At 41.2% G+C, this 16,684-nt stretch carries 17 protein-coding genes; 3 read left to right on the forward strand and 14 right to left on the reverse strand.

All coding sequences use genetic code 11. The features are described from left to right. The first annotated feature begins 63 nt into the window (after positions 1 to 63). Positions 64 to 1,242, forward strand: a complete 1,179-nt coding sequence (locus FXV77_RS11765) for a sialidase family protein (RefSeq protein WP_148919420.1) — start codon at positions 64 to 66, stop codon at positions 1,240 to 1,242. A gap of 295 nt (positions 1,243 to 1,537) precedes the next feature. On the opposite strand, the gene FXV77_RS11770 is transcribed toward FXV77_RS11765, so the two are convergent. From FXV77_RS11770 to FXV77_RS11795, 6 genes are all read right to left on the reverse strand, one after another. Then, complete coding sequence (locus FXV77_RS11770) at positions 1,538 to 2,377, reverse strand: glycine betaine ABC transporter substrate-binding protein (protein ID WP_246162447.1); 840 nt, start codon at positions 2,375 to 2,377, stop codon at positions 1,538 to 1,540. Between the two features lie 10 nt (positions 2,378 to 2,387). Beyond that, the gene (locus FXV77_RS11775) at positions 2,388 to 3,221 is read right to left on the reverse strand and encodes an ABC transporter permease (protein ID WP_148919421.1); all 834 of its coding nucleotides are present in this window, start codon (positions 3,219 to 3,221) and stop codon (positions 2,388 to 2,390) included. 4 nt (positions 3,222 to 3,225) lie between these two features. Beyond that, positions 3,226 to 4,470, reverse strand: coding sequence for a quaternary amine ABC transporter ATP-binding protein (locus FXV77_RS11780; protein WP_148919422.1), 1,245 nt, complete (start codon positions 4,468 to 4,470; stop codon positions 3,226 to 3,228). A 322-nt stretch (positions 4,471 to 4,792) separates the two neighbouring features. Further along, a complete protein-coding gene (locus tag FXV77_RS11785) occupies positions 4,793 to 5,200 on the reverse strand; it encodes a hypothetical protein (protein ID WP_148919423.1) in 408 nt (135 codons plus the stop codon). Between the two features lie 21 nt (positions 5,201 to 5,221). Beyond that, on the reverse strand, positions 5,222 to 5,728 hold the full coding sequence (locus FXV77_RS11790) for a DinB family protein (RefSeq protein ID WP_148919424.1): 507 nt from the start codon (positions 5,726 to 5,728) through the stop codon (positions 5,222 to 5,224). Positions 5,729 to 5,905: 177 nt separating this feature from the next. After that, positions 5,906 to 6,301 (reverse strand): VOC family protein, encoded by a 396-nt coding sequence (locus tag FXV77_RS11795; RefSeq protein WP_148919425.1) that lies wholly within the window; start codon positions 6,299 to 6,301, stop codon positions 5,906 to 5,908. A gap of 293 nt (positions 6,302 to 6,594) precedes the next feature. Here FXV77_RS11795 and FXV77_RS11800 point away from each other — a divergent pair, with 293 nt between their 5' ends. Together FXV77_RS11800 and FXV77_RS11805 are read left to right on the forward strand one after the other, a co-directional pair. Beyond that, a complete protein-coding gene (locus FXV77_RS11800; RefSeq protein ID WP_148919426.1) occupies positions 6,595 to 6,969 on the forward strand; it encodes a VOC family protein in 375 nt (124 codons plus the stop codon). 72 nt (positions 6,970 to 7,041) lie between these two features. After that, positions 7,042 to 7,449 carry a VOC family protein gene (locus tag FXV77_RS11805; protein ID WP_148919427.1) on the forward strand — a complete coding sequence of 136 codons (408 nt, stop codon included), beginning with the start codon at positions 7,042 to 7,044 and terminating at the stop codon, positions 7,447 to 7,449. A gap of 164 nt (positions 7,450 to 7,613) precedes the next feature. Here FXV77_RS11805 and FXV77_RS11810 read toward each other — a convergent pair whose 3' ends face one another. The 8 genes from FXV77_RS11810 to FXV77_RS11845 all read right to left on the reverse strand — a co-directional run bounded on the left by FXV77_RS11810 (position 7,614) and on the right by FXV77_RS11845 (position 16,546). Beyond that, entirely contained in the window at positions 7,614 to 9,032 is a 1,419-nt protein-coding gene (locus FXV77_RS11810) for an efflux transporter outer membrane subunit (RefSeq protein ID WP_148919428.1), read from the reverse strand. A 13-nt stretch (positions 9,033 to 9,045) separates the two neighbouring features. Beyond that, positions 9,046 to 12,243 (reverse strand): efflux RND transporter permease subunit, encoded by a 3,198-nt coding sequence (locus FXV77_RS11815; protein ID WP_148919429.1) that lies wholly within the window; start codon positions 12,241 to 12,243, stop codon positions 9,046 to 9,048. A 21-nt stretch (positions 12,244 to 12,264) separates the two neighbouring features. After that, positions 12,265 to 13,461 carry an efflux RND transporter periplasmic adaptor subunit gene (locus FXV77_RS11820; RefSeq protein ID WP_148919430.1) on the reverse strand — a complete coding sequence of 399 codons (1,197 nt, stop codon included), beginning with the start codon at positions 13,459 to 13,461 and terminating at the stop codon, positions 12,265 to 12,267. Between the two features lie 166 nt (positions 13,462 to 13,627). Continuing rightward, the gene (locus FXV77_RS11825; protein WP_148919431.1) at positions 13,628 to 14,227 is read right to left on the reverse strand and encodes a TetR/AcrR family transcriptional regulator; all 600 of its coding nucleotides are present in this window, start codon (positions 14,225 to 14,227) and stop codon (positions 13,628 to 13,630) included. A gap of 133 nt (positions 14,228 to 14,360) precedes the next feature. Beyond that, the gene (locus FXV77_RS11830) at positions 14,361 to 14,729 is read right to left on the reverse strand and encodes a VOC family protein (protein WP_148919432.1); all 369 of its coding nucleotides are present in this window, start codon (positions 14,727 to 14,729) and stop codon (positions 14,361 to 14,363) included. A gap of 10 nt (positions 14,730 to 14,739) precedes the next feature. Further along, complete coding sequence (locus FXV77_RS11835) at positions 14,740 to 15,882, reverse strand: glutathionylspermidine synthase family protein (RefSeq protein WP_148919433.1); 1,143 nt, start codon at positions 15,880 to 15,882, stop codon at positions 14,740 to 14,742. Beyond that, complete coding sequence (locus FXV77_RS11840) at positions 15,882 to 16,253, reverse strand: hypothetical protein (RefSeq protein WP_148919434.1); 372 nt, start codon at positions 16,251 to 16,253, stop codon at positions 15,882 to 15,884. The genes FXV77_RS11835 and FXV77_RS11840 overlap by 1 nt, the downstream gene beginning before the upstream one ends. After that, positions 16,253 to 16,546, reverse strand: a complete 294-nt coding sequence (locus FXV77_RS11845; RefSeq protein WP_148919435.1) for a hypothetical protein — start codon at positions 16,544 to 16,546, stop codon at positions 16,253 to 16,255. The genes FXV77_RS11840 and FXV77_RS11845 overlap by 1 nt, the downstream gene beginning before the upstream one ends. Between the last annotated feature and the right edge of the window lie 138 nt (positions 16,547 to 16,684).

The following is a 16,684-nucleotide window of genomic DNA, read 5'->3' on the forward strand; positions in this document are numbered from 1 at the left end:
AAGTCGGAGATTTACGTTACTACATTTGTAGTCTGTTATAAATCGTTATCAAAAAAATATCGTATGAGCTCAAATAAGTTGACCAATCTGTGGTGGTTCCGCATGATGGCTATCGCATTATTTCTTTTTAATAGCTTGTTAAATGCGCAGACCCGACCGGAAAAGATGGTGAAGCATCAAGCGGGTATCATTTTAGAAGAATTTCTGTTTATGGAAGCTGATTTTCCATCGTGCCACTCCGCGACAATCGTAGAACTGCCTAACAAGGAATTACTTTGTACTTATTTTGGCGGGACATATGAGCGGCACCCGGATGTAGAAATTCGTCTACAACGTAAGAAATTGGATGGTACTTGGACGTCTCCTATATCTGTTGCAGATGGTGTGCAGCCAGATGGGGAGAGATTTCCAACATGGAATCCTGTGTTGTTTCAACCGCGGGGTGAGGATCTCGTACTGTATTTTAAGGTTGGGCCTAGTCCGAAGGAATGGTGGGGTGAATTTATAACATCTAACGATAATGGACATACCTGGAGCAAGCCGCAGCGGTTGGAAGGTGAGCTTCTGGGACCAATCAAAAACAAACCGATTCAGTTGTTGGACGGTACCATTCTATCGGGATCTAGCAATGAGAATGGTGGATGGAAAGCGCATTTGGAACGTAGTACCGATGGTGGGAGAAGTTGGTCTTTTATTGGGCCGCTGAATGATGGGAAGAAAATGGCTGCAATACAACCCACCTTGCTTACGCACACTGATGGGAGCATTCAGATGCTTAGTCGGACGAACACAAATGGTGCAGAACGGATTACGGAAACCTGGTCTAAGGATGGAGGCTTAACTTGGTCGGAGATGACTTGGACAACCTTGCCAAATAACAATTCTGGATTGGATGGGGTTACGTTGAAAGATGGAAGACATCTGTTGGTGTATAATCATTCGACGCGCGAACAGGAAGGAATGGGGCATAAAGGAAGAGGAGTACTCAACCTCGCTATCAGTAAGGATGGTAAGAAATGGGATGCTGCGTTGATGTTGGACTATATTGATGAGCCTGAGAAACAATATTCGTATCCTTCAATCATACAGACATCGGATGGGTTAGTACATATCGTATATACTTGGCATCGAGAGCGGATTAAACATGTGGTGGTAGATCCCGATCAACTGATAACCTTTCCCATTGTTGATGGGCAATGGCCATTCAAAGACATCCCCTTGGTAACCAGTACGGAACAATAGTTAGTTAAGGTTCGTCAACATGTTACTATGTAACGTTTTAATCGAGATGAATCAATCCTGTTAATCTTTTGGAAGCTAAGTGATTACTCCCGAATGGTGAGCTGATGATCAAGTATGTGGCGTTGGAGTTAGGCAATCGTCGATGAACAAATCGGACTTCACGATTCAGCTTGCGTTAGACCATAATAAAGGGGTCGAAACCCCTCTTTGAAGAATAAGACGTATGTGAGCTGTGCTGTTGCCCTCGCAAGGTTGGATAAATCCTGACACAGGAAGCGCTGATAGAGAAACTATCCTATCCGCCCCACCAAGCGTCCAACATCGATCTATTTTGCTGTATCCATTTTTTTGCTGTTTCTTTTTGGTTTTTGCTGGCCTCCATTTTCGTTAGGAGATCAGCCATTATTTCCTCATCAAAAAAAGCATGTTGGAAGAAACGGTAAACCTCCGGAAAATCTTGATCGAAATCTTGACGTACGAACGTTTCGATATGCTCCACCTCTCCATATATTTTCTTTGGATCTTCCAAAAACTTCAAGTTGAATCTTCCAAACAACCAATGCGGTTGCCAAGCCGTCACAACAATCCACCTGTTTTCATTTATGGCCTTGTTCAGTTCGGCAGCCATCGCCACCATAGACGAGTTGAGTTGGCGGAAATTTAAGTCATAGGCGAGGATAACGCTATCGGTATAGATCGCCATGCCGGTACCTCTTTCAATGCCCATAATCTTTCCATCGAATCTATCGATATTAGCGTTTAGTTCTTCAATGGAATTTATTTCCACGTAGTCTGGCACCACGAGTCCCAATAGTGCCCCTTCGTAATTCGTTGCTACACTTTGAATGTTATGAAAGGGAGCAATCTTGTCTCCATGGGTTTTTGGTAACCATACGTTCATAAATATATCGGTATCCCCGTTATCCATGGATGCCAATAACAGATTCGGTGCCGCTTTGTGAATAACAATATGGTATCCTTTTTCTTTCAAATACTCCTGTGCGACTGTTGTCATGGCATTTCCTTCGGCCCAGCCCTCCACCATGCCCATGCTGATACGCTTAGTAAGATGATCTCCGCAGCCGAACAGGCAAAAACATGTAACGATCATCAATGTCCACTTCATTCCTTTCATACCTGATTACTTATTTAGATAATCTTTTATTGCCAAAAGCCTGCGTGATACGATCGAGTATAATAGCTAAAATCACAACGGACAATCCGCTTTCAAACCCTAGGCCAATGTCCAGATTATTGATCCCTTCGAGTACCTTTTCGCCCAATCCACCGGCCGCAATCATTCCTGCAATAACAACCATAGACAAGGAAAGCAGAATCGTTTGGTTAATCCCCGTCAAGATTGTTTTCATGGCCAGGGGTAATTCGACTTTAAAAAGGATTTGTTTTGAAGTGGCACCTAAGGAGTGGGCCGCTTCCAGAACGTCTTTCGGCACCTGTTCAATACCCAAGGTTGTCAGTCGCACGGCCGGTGGCATCGCAAAAATGATAGTCGCAAATGCTCCGGGGAGTTTTCCAATACTAAAAAACAGTACAGCAGGGATTAAGTATACAAAAGCTGGCATCGTCTGCATAAGATCCAGCAGTGGACGGATAATACCGTTGGCGGTCTGGTTCTTCGCCGCCCATATACCAAGCGGTACGGCAAAGACTAGGGCAATCAATGTAGAAGCAAGAATAAGCGCTAAAGTTTGCATGGTCTCCTCCCAGAAGCCCATCAGATAAATGAGTGTAAGCCCCAGTACGGTAAATAGTGCGATGCTCTTTCCAGCTTGTTTCCAGGCAATGAACGTAAACAATGCAATTATGATATAAAATGGAGTTTGTACAAAAACCCACTCTAGGCTTTCTATCCCGGTATTTCCTGTAACCTTAATAAAATCAAAAAAAGGCCTTAAATTATCGGTAAGCCATTTGACAGCAACAGCTACATATTGTCCTATATCTATCGTTTTTTCCATCTTTTTAACTATTGTTTGCTTGTTCCTTTAAATCTTGGATATCCTGTGCGTCAAATCGCGTCGCTTCGATGATCAGGGAATTCTGGGTTACAATTCCGAGTAACCTTTTCTCATCTCCATTTACAACTGCAATCGGCGAGCGTGTTGCAGAAATCAAGGGCAACATTTCCTCTACAGTTACCTCTGTCGTTACAGCAGGAACATCCGAAAGTAAAATTTTGTGTATCGTTTTTTCTTTCTCCTTAGCACACTGTACAGCGTCTTTCACCCATACAAAACCCATAAATGCCTGCTGATCGTTCACGACGGGCAATACATCCAGCCCCGTTGCACGCATTTTCCGCAAGGTTCCTTCTGGGCCATCCTTTCCCAGCCGTACAACGGTCGGTTTGGCATGCATCAAGGTGCCAGCCGTAATGATCGTCTTGCGGTCCACTTTTTTTACAAATGCTTCCACGTACTCAGTTGCCGGATTAGTCAAAATCTCTTCAGCCGATCCGATCTGTTCAATAACGCCATCTTTCATAATAGCAATCCGATCACCTAACTTAATGGCCTCGTCCAGATCATGCGTAATAAATACAATTGTTTTTTTTAGCTTTTCCTGCAGAGCAAGTAATTCATCCTGCATCTCCGTCTTAATCAGCGGATCGAGCGCAGAGAAAGCTTCGTCCATTAGTAATACCTCCGGAGAGTTGGTCAATGCTCGAGCTAACCCTACACGCTGTTGCATACCACCGGAAAGCTGTGAGGGATACTGATTTTCTAACCCACGTAAACCGACAGTGTCCAGCGCGTTTTGTGCCTTTTCTTTCCGCGTTTCTGCATCTTCTCCACGAATTTCTAGACCGAAGGCAACGTTTTCTATAATTGTGCGGTGCGGTAGCAATCCGAATTTCTGAAAGACCATACTCATTTCTGTACGCCGCACGTCCAAAAGTTCCTTATGCGTTTTTCGGGTAATGTCATCGTCATTAATATAGATGCTTCCCGCGGTGGGTTCTATCAACCGGTTTAAACAACGGAGCAACGTGGATTTACCACTTCCCGATAAACCCATAATTACAAAAAATTCATTTTCGAAAATTTCAAAACTGGCGCCGTTCACCCCTACGGAGCACTGTGTAGCTTCTAGAATTTCTTTCTTATTTTTACCTTGCTTCAGTATCTGAAGAGCCTTTTCTTTCTTTTTGCCAAAAATCAATACTAGATCTTTGATTTTTATTTTTACGGGTCTATTTTCGTCCATGTATATTCTATTTTTTTACTTTCTCCTATATACGTTTTACAACAAATAAAAAAAGATGGGTTTATTCTAAAACTGGGGTATATCAAAGGGAATAAGCCCTATGAGCTAAACGAAAAGTACGGTGACTTTCAATGCGTTTTATATTGACTGGATTATACGCTTGGAGGGGGAGACAGCTTCACTGTTCCGAGCGTTCTCAGATGAAGTAAAAAAAAGAGAAATCTTGTTGTAAGTTGCTTTCTGTTTTCCTTCATTCTAGCAAATATACAAAAAAATAACTTATTGGAATTTCTCAAAACTTATATAAAGTGGAGATACATCTTTACTTTTCTAGTGTTACAACCTCAATTTTTCTTTGATTTTTGCCTTTCTTTTTCTTGATTTTAGTTTTTGTTAAAATCAATTGTTTTCCATCGAGTGAAATATGGTAAGGCTCTTTATTTCTTTCGGCTTTTCCTATAAACAATCGATCATCAATTATTTTTACGGGTAATCTCTTTTTGTGTTTTCCGAACCCTTCCGTTATAGTTAAAGTATTGCCGGCGAAATGATAGGTTTTCTCACCTTTTTCGTACATATCTTCATCAAGATCAATTACTGTGTCGTCTTCTGCTTCTGTCTCTGTTTTTGAAATTACATGCCATGTACCGTCAAGTTTGTGATCAACATTCTGTGCACAGGCTGTACCCATAAAAAGAAATAAAACGGCTGCTATAATATTGAATTTCATATTCTATAATCCCCCATTTTATTAGTTTGAACTCATACTATCTTCATACGTAGGCCCGTATAGCCCCGGTACCTTATTACCCGTCGCGCGTAGATACACGATCATTTCTCCGCGATGATGATAGATGTGGTTGAAAAGAAAACTTCTAGCGACTATTTCCCGCGGCAGGGGTCCGAGAACAACTTTGCTTCCTACTTTCATCGTCCATTCGTCTGAAAGCTCCTCTTCCGTCAGGGATGCTAATGCCGCCCGTGCTTTTTTTACGTTATTTTCGAATAGTGTTAAGGTCTCTTTTATATCGTTTGGACTCCCTCTTTCCAGGTGGTCAGCCGCGATATCATAAACGTCTTGTGTGAGTGTCCCAACATACCAATAGTATATGGTAGCTATGTGTTGTGCCAGTTCGCCCATCGTCCATGAGATATCTGATGGACGATAACTGAGATCCTTTTGTGGTACCGACTGGAGCAGTTTACGTGTGTTATTCGACTCCTGTTCAAACTCTTGAAGCCAATGTTTTAGTATCATACGCTGAATTGATAAATTTACTATCATGAAAACAAAATTGATTTTAGAAAGTTTTGATTGTCTTGAAATCTGGAGAAATTACTTTTTGAAAAACACTTTGTGGAAGGTTATAGTGACACGTAGCGATAAAAAATGAAAATTTGTACTTTTAACAACAGGTGCCTATCGACCGACATTTTAACTGTAATCAGGTTGATATAGATCAAATTGATTTCCGTAAAGGTCCTCAAAACCTACACCTCTGCCTCCGGGCACCGTTGTTGGTGCTCCGTGAAAGACAATCCCTTTTTCTTTCATCGTTATATAATCGCCGTCGATATTGTTAGATTGAAACATGACAAGAATTTGCCCTCCTGATTGATTGCCAACTAGTTTTTGTTGTTCTGGAGTTTCAGCTTTAACAAGTTCAAATACCGTGGCATTATCTTTTTGAGGAGCAACCGCCAGGTATCGCCAATCTAGAGAAAACATTTGGTCGACACATACAGTAAAGCCCAATTTTTCGGTGTAAAATTTTTTCGATTCTTCTAAATCCTTGACTAGAATCGTTATTTGAATTGCTTTCGTTATCATACGCTGTTTATTTTGCGTTACAAGTTTATGTATATTCATTTTTAATCGGCTTCGCATAAGACAGGAAATTGAAGTTACTAAAGTCAATATGCCATCTAACTAACGGGGTTATGCATCTACGGAACTGCTTAAACAACTTCCCACTAATCCTTAACACACAATGTGCTCTATGAAAACCCATTTCTTGACATAGGGCAAGCTGATAAAACTTGAAAGATAATAACTTGCCAAAAACTTATGTGGTTTGCTATTTGGCAGTTTAAAAAGGAAATAAAATTAAAATAAAGAGAAATATGAATCCCAAATTTGAAGCAGGCATCAACATTGCCATCAAAATACCTAAAATCAAATACGAAAAAACGGTTGCCTTTTACAGGAATATTCTGAAACTGGACGTGGAGGAAAAACCAATAGACAATCCAACCGTTTCCAGAACGCACGAAGTGAAATTTGGTAATAATATTATTTGGCTGGATTGCGTGGACAACTACACCCATTCAGAAACTTGGTTGCAACTTACAATTCCTGACGTAGAAGAAGCAACAAACTATTTACATTTGAATGGTGTAGAAACTTGTGATGAATTGGAAGAACTCCCTGAAAATATGCATTGGATTACTGATCCCGCAGGTACGGTATTTAATCTACAACAAAGAGAAACAAAGTAATACTAAATTTTAAGAAGCTACAACATGAGAACAAAACCGTTATTAATATTCATAATTAAACATTAAAATAAAATGGCAAAACAAGTTTTTATCAATTTAGCAATAAAAGATTTACAAAATTCAATGGACTTTTATACTGCATTGGGATTTACAAACAACCCTCAATTTTCGGACGCAAGTGGAAAGTGTATGGTGTGGAGTGACCATATTTTTGTTATGCTTTTGACACACGAAAAGTTTGCAACATTTACTACTAAACCTATTGCAGACACAAAGAATAACGTTGCGGGGCTTTTTTCATTATCGGTAGACAGTATTGACGAGGTGAATAATATCGTGACAAATGGATTGAATGCTGGGGGAACTGAGCCTAGCGAGATGAAAGATTATGGTTTTATGCAACAGCGTACCATTGAAGACTTTGACGGACACACCTGGGAGATTTTTTATATGGATATGTCAAAGATTCCGACCGAATAATCAGACGGGCAATAACAATGAAACACATGCAAGAACCCAACGACAGAAGTGTAGTCAGGGCCGAAATAAATTCTCGTGGGAGCAAAAATGGGACGAGTCTAAGAAGAAGGCTTGTCCCATTTTTGCTTTGTACTTTACTGATATCTTATAATATATATTAGTGGCTAATTCGACCAACCTCCACCGAGCGACCGATATAAATCCACAACAGCGACAAGTTCCGCCTTACGGATTTGTATCAATTCCAGTTCACTCTGTAGTGCGTTGCTTTGGGCAGTGATGACTTCCAAATACGTGGCGCTACCCGTTTCGAAAAGTAAATCAGCATGCTTAACTGCCGTTTTTAATCGATTTGTTTTGTCTTGTACGATCTCCTGCCTCTCTTTTAGTTTTTGGATGGAGATCAAAGCGTCCGACACTTCACCTACTGCATTGACGACAGACTGCCGGAACTGAATGACACTTTTTTCATATTCAACGCGTGCGATTTCGTATCGGGTCTTTAACTCTTTTCGTTGAAAAACGGGCTGGGTCACACTCCCCGCTACAGCCCCAAAAAGAGACGCCGGAATATTAAACCAGTTACTGACTTTAAACGCATTGACACCAGCTTGCGCGGTGATGGATAAAGAAGGATACATCTGTGCTTTAGCGACTTGGTGATAAGCTTGCGACGTCGTTACCGATAATTCAGCTTGTTTAACATCAGGACGCTTGCTCAATAAATCCGCGGGTACACCTACAGCAAGGTCCGTGGGAAGATTGACAGCATCCAGTGTAGTTGCGGTATGTATTTCTTTTGGAAATTCGCCGCTGAGTGAGCGTAAAGCGTTTTCCTGAAGTAGGACTTGTTGTTGAAAGTCGGGAATTAACGCAGCCGCTGTCTGCCGTTGTGCAGCAACCTGTTCTAAGGCCAATAGGTTGATCTCGCCGACGTCATACTGGTGCTGTAGTACTTGAAGTGTACTGTCGCTCAATCGTAAATTCTGTTGGGCGATTTCCTGGAGCCGATAAAGCATGAGCAGTTGGTAATATCCTTTCGCCACTTGATTAACCAGTTGTGTCTGAATCGCTTTTCTAGCCTCTTCCGTTTGTAAATACGACGCAAGTGCAGCCGCCTTTTTGCTCTTAATCTTTCCCCATATATCAGCCTCCCATGATAGACCTAAGCCGACCGTATAATCTTCAATATGGTTCTGTCCCAAAAACTCACCTAAGCTCAATCCGTTTAGACTATTGTTGGAAGGATTGGTACTATTTGTCTGCACATGCAGTTGTAAACTAGGTAGATGTTCTGCTTTAGCCTGAGCAAACATCAACTGTGCAGATTCGATATTCTTGAGTGCGAGTTGCATATCCATATTCTGTTGTAGCGCGGTATCGATCAGTTGTTGTAATACCGGATCTTGAAAGAATTCCCACCAGGGAACATTGCCTATACTGCTATCTGCATCCACTAACTGCTCGCTACGGAAAGATGCGGGAGGAGAGAGCGTGATGTCATTGCTGAGCTTCTTGGTTTGGCACGCCCACAACGAGGCGGAAATAGCCAAGGAGAAGAGAAAACCGTTTTTTATTTTCATTTCTATTATATTGTTATGTATGTACAGAGGTCGTATCTACTAATACTTGTTCTTCGGTATGGGAGGGCAATAGATGATTATTCGCTTTGACGCTGCTGACACGCTCCTGAAGGTATTGGAATACGACAAATAATATTGGAATAATGAAAAGCCCTAGTACCACGCCAGACAGCATGCCTCCCGCTGCGGCTATGCTTATCGCATGATTTCCCTGCGCCGAAGGTCCTACGGCACTCATCATGGGAATCATACCCACGATAAAAGCAAGCGAAGTCATGATAATGGGACGAAGGCGCAATTTAGCGGCTTTTAAGGCAGCTTTGACGATAGGTAATCCCCGTTTTCTCCCCTGAAGAGCAAATTCGACAATGAGAATGGCATTTTTTGCCAATAATCCGATAAGCATCACGAGGGCTACCTGTACGTATATATTATTGGATATGCCAGTTAATCCAATAGCTGCGAACACACCGAATATACCTGTAGGGATAGATAAAATGACGGCTAACGGGATAATATAGCTTTCATATTGTGCGGCGAGCAAAAAGTAAACAAATACAAGACATAGGATAAAAATGATTGTAGATTGCCCTCCTGAAACCAATTCCTCTTTGGTCATTCCTGAAAATTCATAAGAATAGCCTGTAGGTAATTGCTCGCGAGCGACTTCCTCCACGGCTCGTATGGCGTCGCCAGAACTGTAGCCGGGATTCGGAATCGCGTTAATGCCAATAGAATTAAAAAGGTTGTATCGAGATGCCGTTTCTGGGCCGTATACCCGTTGCAATTGAACCAGTGTATTAATGGGTACCATATCGCCATTTTGGTTTTTAACGAATATACCGTCCATTGCAGAAGGTTCTATACGGTTCGTGAAATCAGCCTGTACCATGACACGATAGTATTTGCCAAAACGATTGAAATCGGAGGCTTGCGTACTACCGAAATAGGCCTGCATCGTATGAAGGATATCCCTTGTCCGAACACCCAATTGTTCTGCCTTTATGTCATCAACCAATAATTCGTATTGTGGATAATCCGCTCTAAAAGTCGTAAAAGCCATTGCAATTTCCGGACGTTGCATCAGTTGTCCGATGAACCCTTGTCCTATGTCACTGAACTTCTGTAGCTCGCCTCCGGTACGGTCTTGCAACACCATATCCAAACCATCAACATTACTGAACCCGGGTACAGTAGGGAAGGTGAATACAAAGAAATTTGCGCCTTTAATGCTGGACAATTTTTGATTAACGTCATCCATAATAGCATTGATGTTTTTGATTTCACCGCGCTCCTCGTGTGGCTTAAGCAGGATAAAGGCTACACCAGCTGAAGGACTTGTGGATTGTGTTAAGATATTAAATCCTGCCAGCACATTGAGTGTTTTGGTAAAGGAAGCTTGCTGAAGCTGTTGCTCCGCTTCTTTTAAAGCCTGGGATGTTCTGTCCAATGATGCTCCTGCAGGCATTGATAAGGAGATCGCAATAAAACCCTGATCTTCCGAAGGAATAAAACTTGTCGGTGTTCTCTGTGCCATAAAAACAATCAATAGGATTAATAAACCTAATCCCGAAAGACCCACCCATTTGCGACGAAGCAAAAAGCGCAGACTCCCTAAGTAATTCCGTGTTAACTTCTCAAAACCTACGTTGAACCCAGCGAAGAACTTATCCTTAAAACCGAGCCGTTTACCGTTTGCATTGCCATGATGTACAGGTTTTAGAAACAGCGCACAAAGTGCAGGACTTAGTGTCAATGCATTGACAGCGGAAATGACAATAGCGATGGCTAATGTAAAGGCAAATTGTCGATAAAATACACCCGTAGATCCTTCCATAAAACCGATAGGAAGGAATACAGCCGACATCACCAGTGTAATGGATATAATGGCACCTGTTATTTCTCCCATCGCGGATGTGGTGGCTAATTTAGGAGGCAAATGTGTATGCTCCATTTTACTATGCACGGCTTCGACAACAACAATGGCATCATCGACGACAATACCGATAGCTAATACAAGTGCAAACAGCGTGAGCAAATTGATGGAAAAACCGAAAAGCTGCATGAAAAAGAACGTTCCGATAATAGCTACTGGAACGGCTATTGCCGGAATTAGGGTGGATCGAAAATCTTGTAAGAACAAGAACACAACTAGAAAAACCAAAATAAATGCTTCTATTAATGTGTGTTTTACCTGATCAATAGATTGATCAAGGGCATCTTTCGTATTATAAAGTACAAGGTGCTTTACGCCATTGGGAAAGTGGAGTGATGCTTTGTCCATAAACTCCTGTATGGCAATTTGGATTTCATTGGCGTTCGAACCTGCCAACTGCATAATGCCGATATTCAAACCGGCCTTGCCATCAATGCGTGTGTGGCTGGCGTAAGTATACGATCCCAATTCAACGCGTGCAATATCCTTTAGTCGTAATACAGATCCGTCCGTATTAGAACGGATAATAATATTTTCGTATTCAGCGGGTTGATCGAGTTTTCCCTTGTATTTAATGACAAACTCAAATGCCTCTTTACTATTTTCACCAAACTTACCCGGAGCAGCTTCCATATTTTTATCTTGTATGGCTGCCATTACTTCTCCCGGTGTTAACTTGTATGTTGCCATTCGATTGGGATCTAACCAAACGCGCATCGAATAATCTTTACTACCGCCAAAGGCAATCGCTTGCCCAACTCCCGGAATTCGTTTGAGTTCTGGAATGATATTAATCTGGGCATAATTTGTAATAAATGTTTGATCATATTTTGTTTCGTCTTCGGTATAGAGATCCAACACCATGATTAAGCTATTTTGCTGCTTTGCAGTCGTGATACCTGCCTGGACGACTTCCGTAGGTAACTGGCTGGTTGCTTGGGAAACACGGTTTTGTACATTAACGGCGGCTTGATCGGGATCGGTGCCTAATTCGAAATATACCGTGATCATCAGAGAACCATCATTGCTAGCGGTTGAACTCATGTAACTCATGTTTTCTACACCGTTGATGGATTCCTCTAATGATGGAGCTACCGCACGCAACACAGTTTCAGCGTTCGCTCCTGGGTATAATGCTGTAACTTGTACCGCGGGCGGAGCAATATCGGGGAACTGCTGTAATGGAAGTTTCAGGATACCTATAATTCCTAAAATGACAAGTATGATGGATATAACCGTAGCGAGGACGGGGCGTTCTATAAATTTTTTGAACATGTTGTGTTAGCGTTAACGAGATTAATAAATACTTTCTTTAGTTGTGTTTTGAGGTGTGATAACTTGTCCGTCCTGTAGTAGATCGATGCCTTTATAGACAATGCGATCTCCTGCCTTTATCCCTTTTTCGACTAGGTAATTTTCGCCGTTCTTCCCAACGATCGTAATGGATTGTTGGCTTACCTTATTATCGTCGTTCACCTTGTATACGAAGATTTTATCCTGAATTTCTATCGTTGCTAATTGCGGAATAAGTACTGCCTCTAGATAATGTTTCTCCAAACGAATTTTCCCGGTATTGCCATTCCGTAGAATGCCCTCAGGATTAGGGAATGTAGCGCGAAGCGTAATCGCTCCAGTGTTCTTATCAAATTGCCCATCTATCATGTCTATTTTCCCGGTATGCTCATATATACTTTGATTAGACAGCAATAGGGTTACGGGAGGCACCTGTTGTAATTTTTGTTCTAAAGTTTCTCCCTTTGTATCACTTTTAAAGGCGATAAAGTCGTTCTCTCCGAGGGAAAAATAAACATGCAATGTCCGTACATCAGATAGTTGTGTAAGAGGTTCGCTGTCTACCGGACTGACTAAGCTGCCCTGCTTCTTTAATAACCGACCTATGTAACCATCCGTAGTAGCTCTAATCTCTGTGTAACCTACGTTGATTATTGCTGCTTCGACAACTGATTTTGCCTGTTGTACGCTTGCCTTCGCAACTTGATGGGCGCTAACTGCGGCCTTCAATTGAAAATCAGTAAGTACTTTGTTGGCAACAAGACGTTTCTTTTTTTCAACTTCTAGTGCCGTATTTTCTAACGCCGCTTCAGCTGCCTGTAAATTTGCTTTGGCTTGATTGAGTTGTTCCTGATAAAGACGGTCATTTATCTTGAACAAAAGTTGATTTTTCTGTACTTGAGCACCCTCATCTACATAAATGCGATCGAGTGTCCCCTCTACTTGTGGTCGAACTTCGATCATAGAAGCTCCTTCGATAGACGCCGGATATTCTTGATAAATGATCTGGTCTTCACTGTCTAAAGTAACTACTGGCAGTGCAGGCGGAGCTGATATAACAGGTTGGCTAGTACCCGTAGTACAGCTGTACAAAAAAAATACGCTTAAAATATATAGGCTTTTTACGATATTAAATTGTCTAACATTGTTAAGTAATAGAGCCTTCAAGTACTGAGGATAGGTCGATAGTTGCTTTTTCATTTATAAATATTATTTTTTAAATTGTATGAGCTAGATGGGTAGTAACGATCCCAGATTTACATTTCTTATAACGGACCATTAGATTATCTTTTTAAGATTTTATTATGTTTACTTGTGTTTAACAGTGTTAAACTGTCTAACGTTGTATGTTTTTGTGCAAAAAAAATTAATCGTTCAGGGAACGAGTAATGCCATAGACAGCATCTTTGAGTACCTGTTGATTGGTTGTATCTCCATTTCCTTTATTAACCAAATTAATAGAAATCAAACCATGGATCACAGACCAGTAGGTGAAATACTTTCGACAAATCAAGTCTTCCGACGGTTGCTGCTCGATCATAATTTCACGAATCACATCGGCGATAAGGTCGCCAAAAGATGGGCGCCCTTTTTCGCTTTTGTCCGCACCACAGCATGCTGTTCCTACGCCAAACATCAATTGGTAGAGTTCCCGTTCTTCAAAGGCAAAGTCCCAATAACTAAACCACATAGCTTCCAGTTGTTTTTCCAACGTACTCTCGTTAGCATGGGCTTGTTTGACTCTTTTTGCCAACAAAAGATGTCCTTGCTTTGCCAATTCATTTAAAATGGCTTCTTTATTTGCAAAGTATTCATAAATCATGGGAGCGGTATACTCAATAATTTCCGCAATTTTGCGCATACTAAGAGCTTGCCATCCTTCTTCTTTAACAATCTGAAGGGATGCTTCCAGGATGGAGTTCCGGTTTTCATCTTTAAGACGTTGAATGCGCTCTTTGCTACCCATTTTTTAATTGTATAAAACCATTTAACACTGTTAGGCAAAGTTGCATATTTTTATTTTCCACAGTGACATACGAATGTCATTAAATAAAAGATAATTGAACTCCCGATTGACGCAGTTCAACAACGATCCTGTATCATATTTTAGAAAACTCTCCAAAATGCAAGAGTATACCAGAGGGATCATGTAAAAAGCACTCTCGACCCCAAGATTCTATACGGATTGGTACTAATTTTACACCACTATATTTTTCAGGGAGATGAAGAGATACCAATTCTTCCCAAATAAGGTTTATATCTTCTACTTGAAAGAAGATCATGGTATTGTCTACCCAATCTTTGACATAGGCTTTCTGCAAATAGAAGCCCAATTCTTGCAACGTAAATAAAGATAACACAGGGCTTAGCACTGTTTCCTGAAAACCTATTTCACTATAAAACTTTCTCGACATATCGAAATCTTTTGCGCCAATGAATGGTCGAATGGAGGTTACCTTGTGTTTCATCTAGATTTACTTAATGTCTAATTATATGTGGTATAAAACGGCTTTTATCTGTTGTAATCGGCATATCCGACTCTCTGAAAGATATACCGCAAGCTTCCTGTCCAATAATCCAGCTACCGATAATCGAAAAACCAGTTTCTTCACGATGTAAGTTTGCTAGCTCTTGGTAGATGTAACCTTCTTCTCCATATTCACCTTCGGTATGATAAATCAATTGCCTATCGTAGTACATTTCTATATTTGCACCTTCTCGCGATAGGATAGGCTTTTTAACAAAATGTTTCAGGTGAGTCGGTTTCTTAAAATAGGCGGCTAAGAGGTAGGGATGATTAGGGAACAATTCCCACAGAATAGGAAGTATCGCTTTGTTGGATAGCAACATTTTCCACGACGGTTCTATCCATTGCCCTTGATTTGGATCATTGATGATATGCACTGCAAACTCTTCACTTGCCATCCATTCCCAAGGATATAATTTGAAAATAGATAGAATAGGCTCGCCTTCCAGATCTACAAAGCCATTGCCGGTCCAACCGATATCGTCGATGTAGATCAGCTTGGTTTCGATACCCGCCTGTACTGCTGTGTCCCGTAGGTATTCAACATTCGTCAGATCCTCTAAGGTTTCTTTAGAACAGGAAAAATGTAAAATACTTCCCTTTAGATAAGGTTTTAATCTGACCCAGCTTTGGATCAGCTGTTCATGGATACTATTGAATTGGTCGGTAAGCTCAGGAAAGTAATGATTTTTCCAATACCACTGTACGATACCGGTCTCAAAAAGTGAAGTCGGGGTATCCGCATTGAATTCCAGCAATTTTAATTCGCCTCCTGTTGAGTCGTATGCAAAATCAAAACGTCCATATATCGCTGGGTCATCATTCTCCCACGTTCGCTCAATATGAGGAATTAAAAAAGGCGGTATATGAAAATGCTGATACTGTTTGTTCTTGATGATGTACTCAACAGCGTCCAGACACATCTGCCACAATTCTTTGGTCGCGTTATAGATCAAATCGGCATCCCGACTGCGGATTTCATAATAATAATCGTCGATCCAGTATGGGATACCGTCGAGTGTATGGTAGCCATATCCAATAGATTCCAAACGAGATTGCCATTGCGGATCGATACGTAATTTTTTGATTTGCATCAGGAACCGTAAGAAGATCGGGTAGTAGAAGCTGCATTACGTCCAAAACCTCCACGCTGGGCTTGATACGCCGCAGCCTTTGCAGCATTGGTGCCAGCTACCGACTGTGGATGTAAACTGTTATTAGCGTAACCGAAGCCACCTCCTAGGTGTCTAAAAGCCATAAACCAAAGTAAAGCGGAGCCCATACCGCCTCCAGAATGGCCTTGTGTATAGTTGTCTGTTACTTCTGTATAGGCTGCTGTACTGTCCGCGCGCATGAACACACGTTGCCTGTTCTCTGTGTCTGATTTTTCGTTAGGCTGTGCGCAGGACGCTAATACTGAAGTGATCAAAACCAATTTGATACTTTTTGTTGCTGTTTTTCTCATTATTGTACAGTTACATATATAGGTACTTTGCTCAATGTAGCAGATGAATCCGTGGTATTCCAAGTGCCAGGTGCCACAGCTGTTAAGATGGTATCACTTCGGGAAGTGATCTGTTCGCCATTGAACCAAATATGCTGCGTGGTGATATGGAGTACCGAGTCTCCCTTAGTAACCGTTTTTAAAGTGACTTCTCGTGCTGATTTTTTATCCAATTGCTCCAATGCTTGTTCACTCTGCCTATTTTGGCAAGACGTTATACTGATGAAGCAAAGTACCGATAGTAAGTATTTCATATGCTGATTTATCCGCAAATTTAACTAAAATAGATGTAAAGAACGGTACGCAGATAAATCAATGTTATTAATCTTTTCGGTTTCCCAAAATGAAGAATGTTTGTTCGTGTTGTGCATAGTACAATAATCATTTTCTTT

Origin of the sequence: Sphingobacterium phlebotomi (genome assembly GCF_008180195.1) — a bacterium.
GTDB classification, from domain to species: domain Bacteria; phylum Bacteroidota; class Bacteroidia; order Sphingobacteriales; family Sphingobacteriaceae; genus Sphingobacterium; species Sphingobacterium phlebotomi.

Bases quoted from the DNA above. Each gene is read 5' to 3' on its own strand.
- FXV77_RS11805 (WP_148919427.1), top strand. From the start codon at position 7,042: ATGGCAAAACAAGTTTTTATCAATTTAGCAATAAAAGATTTACAAAAT.
- FXV77_RS11775 (WP_148919421.1), bottom strand. From the start codon at position 3,221: ATGGAAAAAACGATAGATATAGGACAATATGTAGCTGTTGCTGTCAAA.
- FXV77_RS11780 (WP_148919422.1), bottom strand. From the start codon at position 4,470: ATGGACGAAAATAGACCCGTAAAAATAAAAATCAAAGATCTAGTATTG.
- FXV77_RS11765 (WP_148919420.1), top strand. From the start codon at position 64: ATGAGCTCAAATAAGTTGACCAATCTGTGGTGGTTCCGCATGATGGCT.
- FXV77_RS11770 (WP_246162447.1), bottom strand. From the start codon at position 2,377: ATGAAAGGAATGAAGTGGACATTGATGATCGTTACATGTTTTTGCCTG.
- FXV77_RS11795 (WP_148919425.1), bottom strand. From the start codon at position 6,301: ATGATAACGAAAGCAATTCAAATAACGATTCTAGTCAAGGATTTAGAA.
- FXV77_RS11785 (WP_148919423.1), bottom strand. From the start codon at position 5,200: ATGAAATTCAATATTATAGCAGCCGTTTTATTTCTTTTTATGGGTACA.
- FXV77_RS11790 (WP_148919424.1), bottom strand. From the start codon at position 5,728: ATGATACTAAAACATTGGCTTCAAGAGTTTGAACAGGAGTCGAATAAC.
- FXV77_RS11840 (WP_148919434.1), bottom strand. From the start codon at position 16,253: ATGAGAAAAACAGCAACAAAAAGTATCAAATTGGTTTTGATCACTTCA.
- FXV77_RS11800 (WP_148919426.1), top strand. From the start codon at position 6,595: ATGAATCCCAAATTTGAAGCAGGCATCAACATTGCCATCAAAATACCT.
- FXV77_RS11845 (WP_148919435.1), bottom strand. From the start codon at position 16,546: ATGAAATACTTACTATCGGTACTTTGCTTCATCAGTATAACGTCTTGC.
- FXV77_RS11825 (WP_148919431.1), bottom strand. From the start codon at position 14,227: ATGGGTAGCAAAGAGCGCATTCAACGTCTTAAAGATGAAAACCGGAAC.
- FXV77_RS11830 (WP_148919432.1), bottom strand. From the start codon at position 14,729: ATGAAACACAAGGTAACCTCCATTCGACCATTCATTGGCGCAAAAGAT.
- FXV77_RS11835 (WP_148919433.1), bottom strand. From the start codon at position 15,882: ATGCAAATCAAAAAATTACGTATCGATCCGCAATGGCAATCTCGTTTG.
- FXV77_RS11820 (WP_148919430.1), bottom strand. From the start codon at position 13,461: ATGAAAAAGCAACTATCGACCTATCCTCAGTACTTGAAGGCTCTATTA.
- FXV77_RS11815 (WP_148919429.1), bottom strand. From the start codon at position 12,243: ATGTTCAAAAAATTTATAGAACGCCCCGTCCTCGCTACGGTTATATCC.
- FXV77_RS11810 (WP_148919428.1), bottom strand. From the start codon at position 9,032: ATGAAAATAAAAAACGGTTTTCTCTTCTCCTTGGCTATTTCCGCCTCG.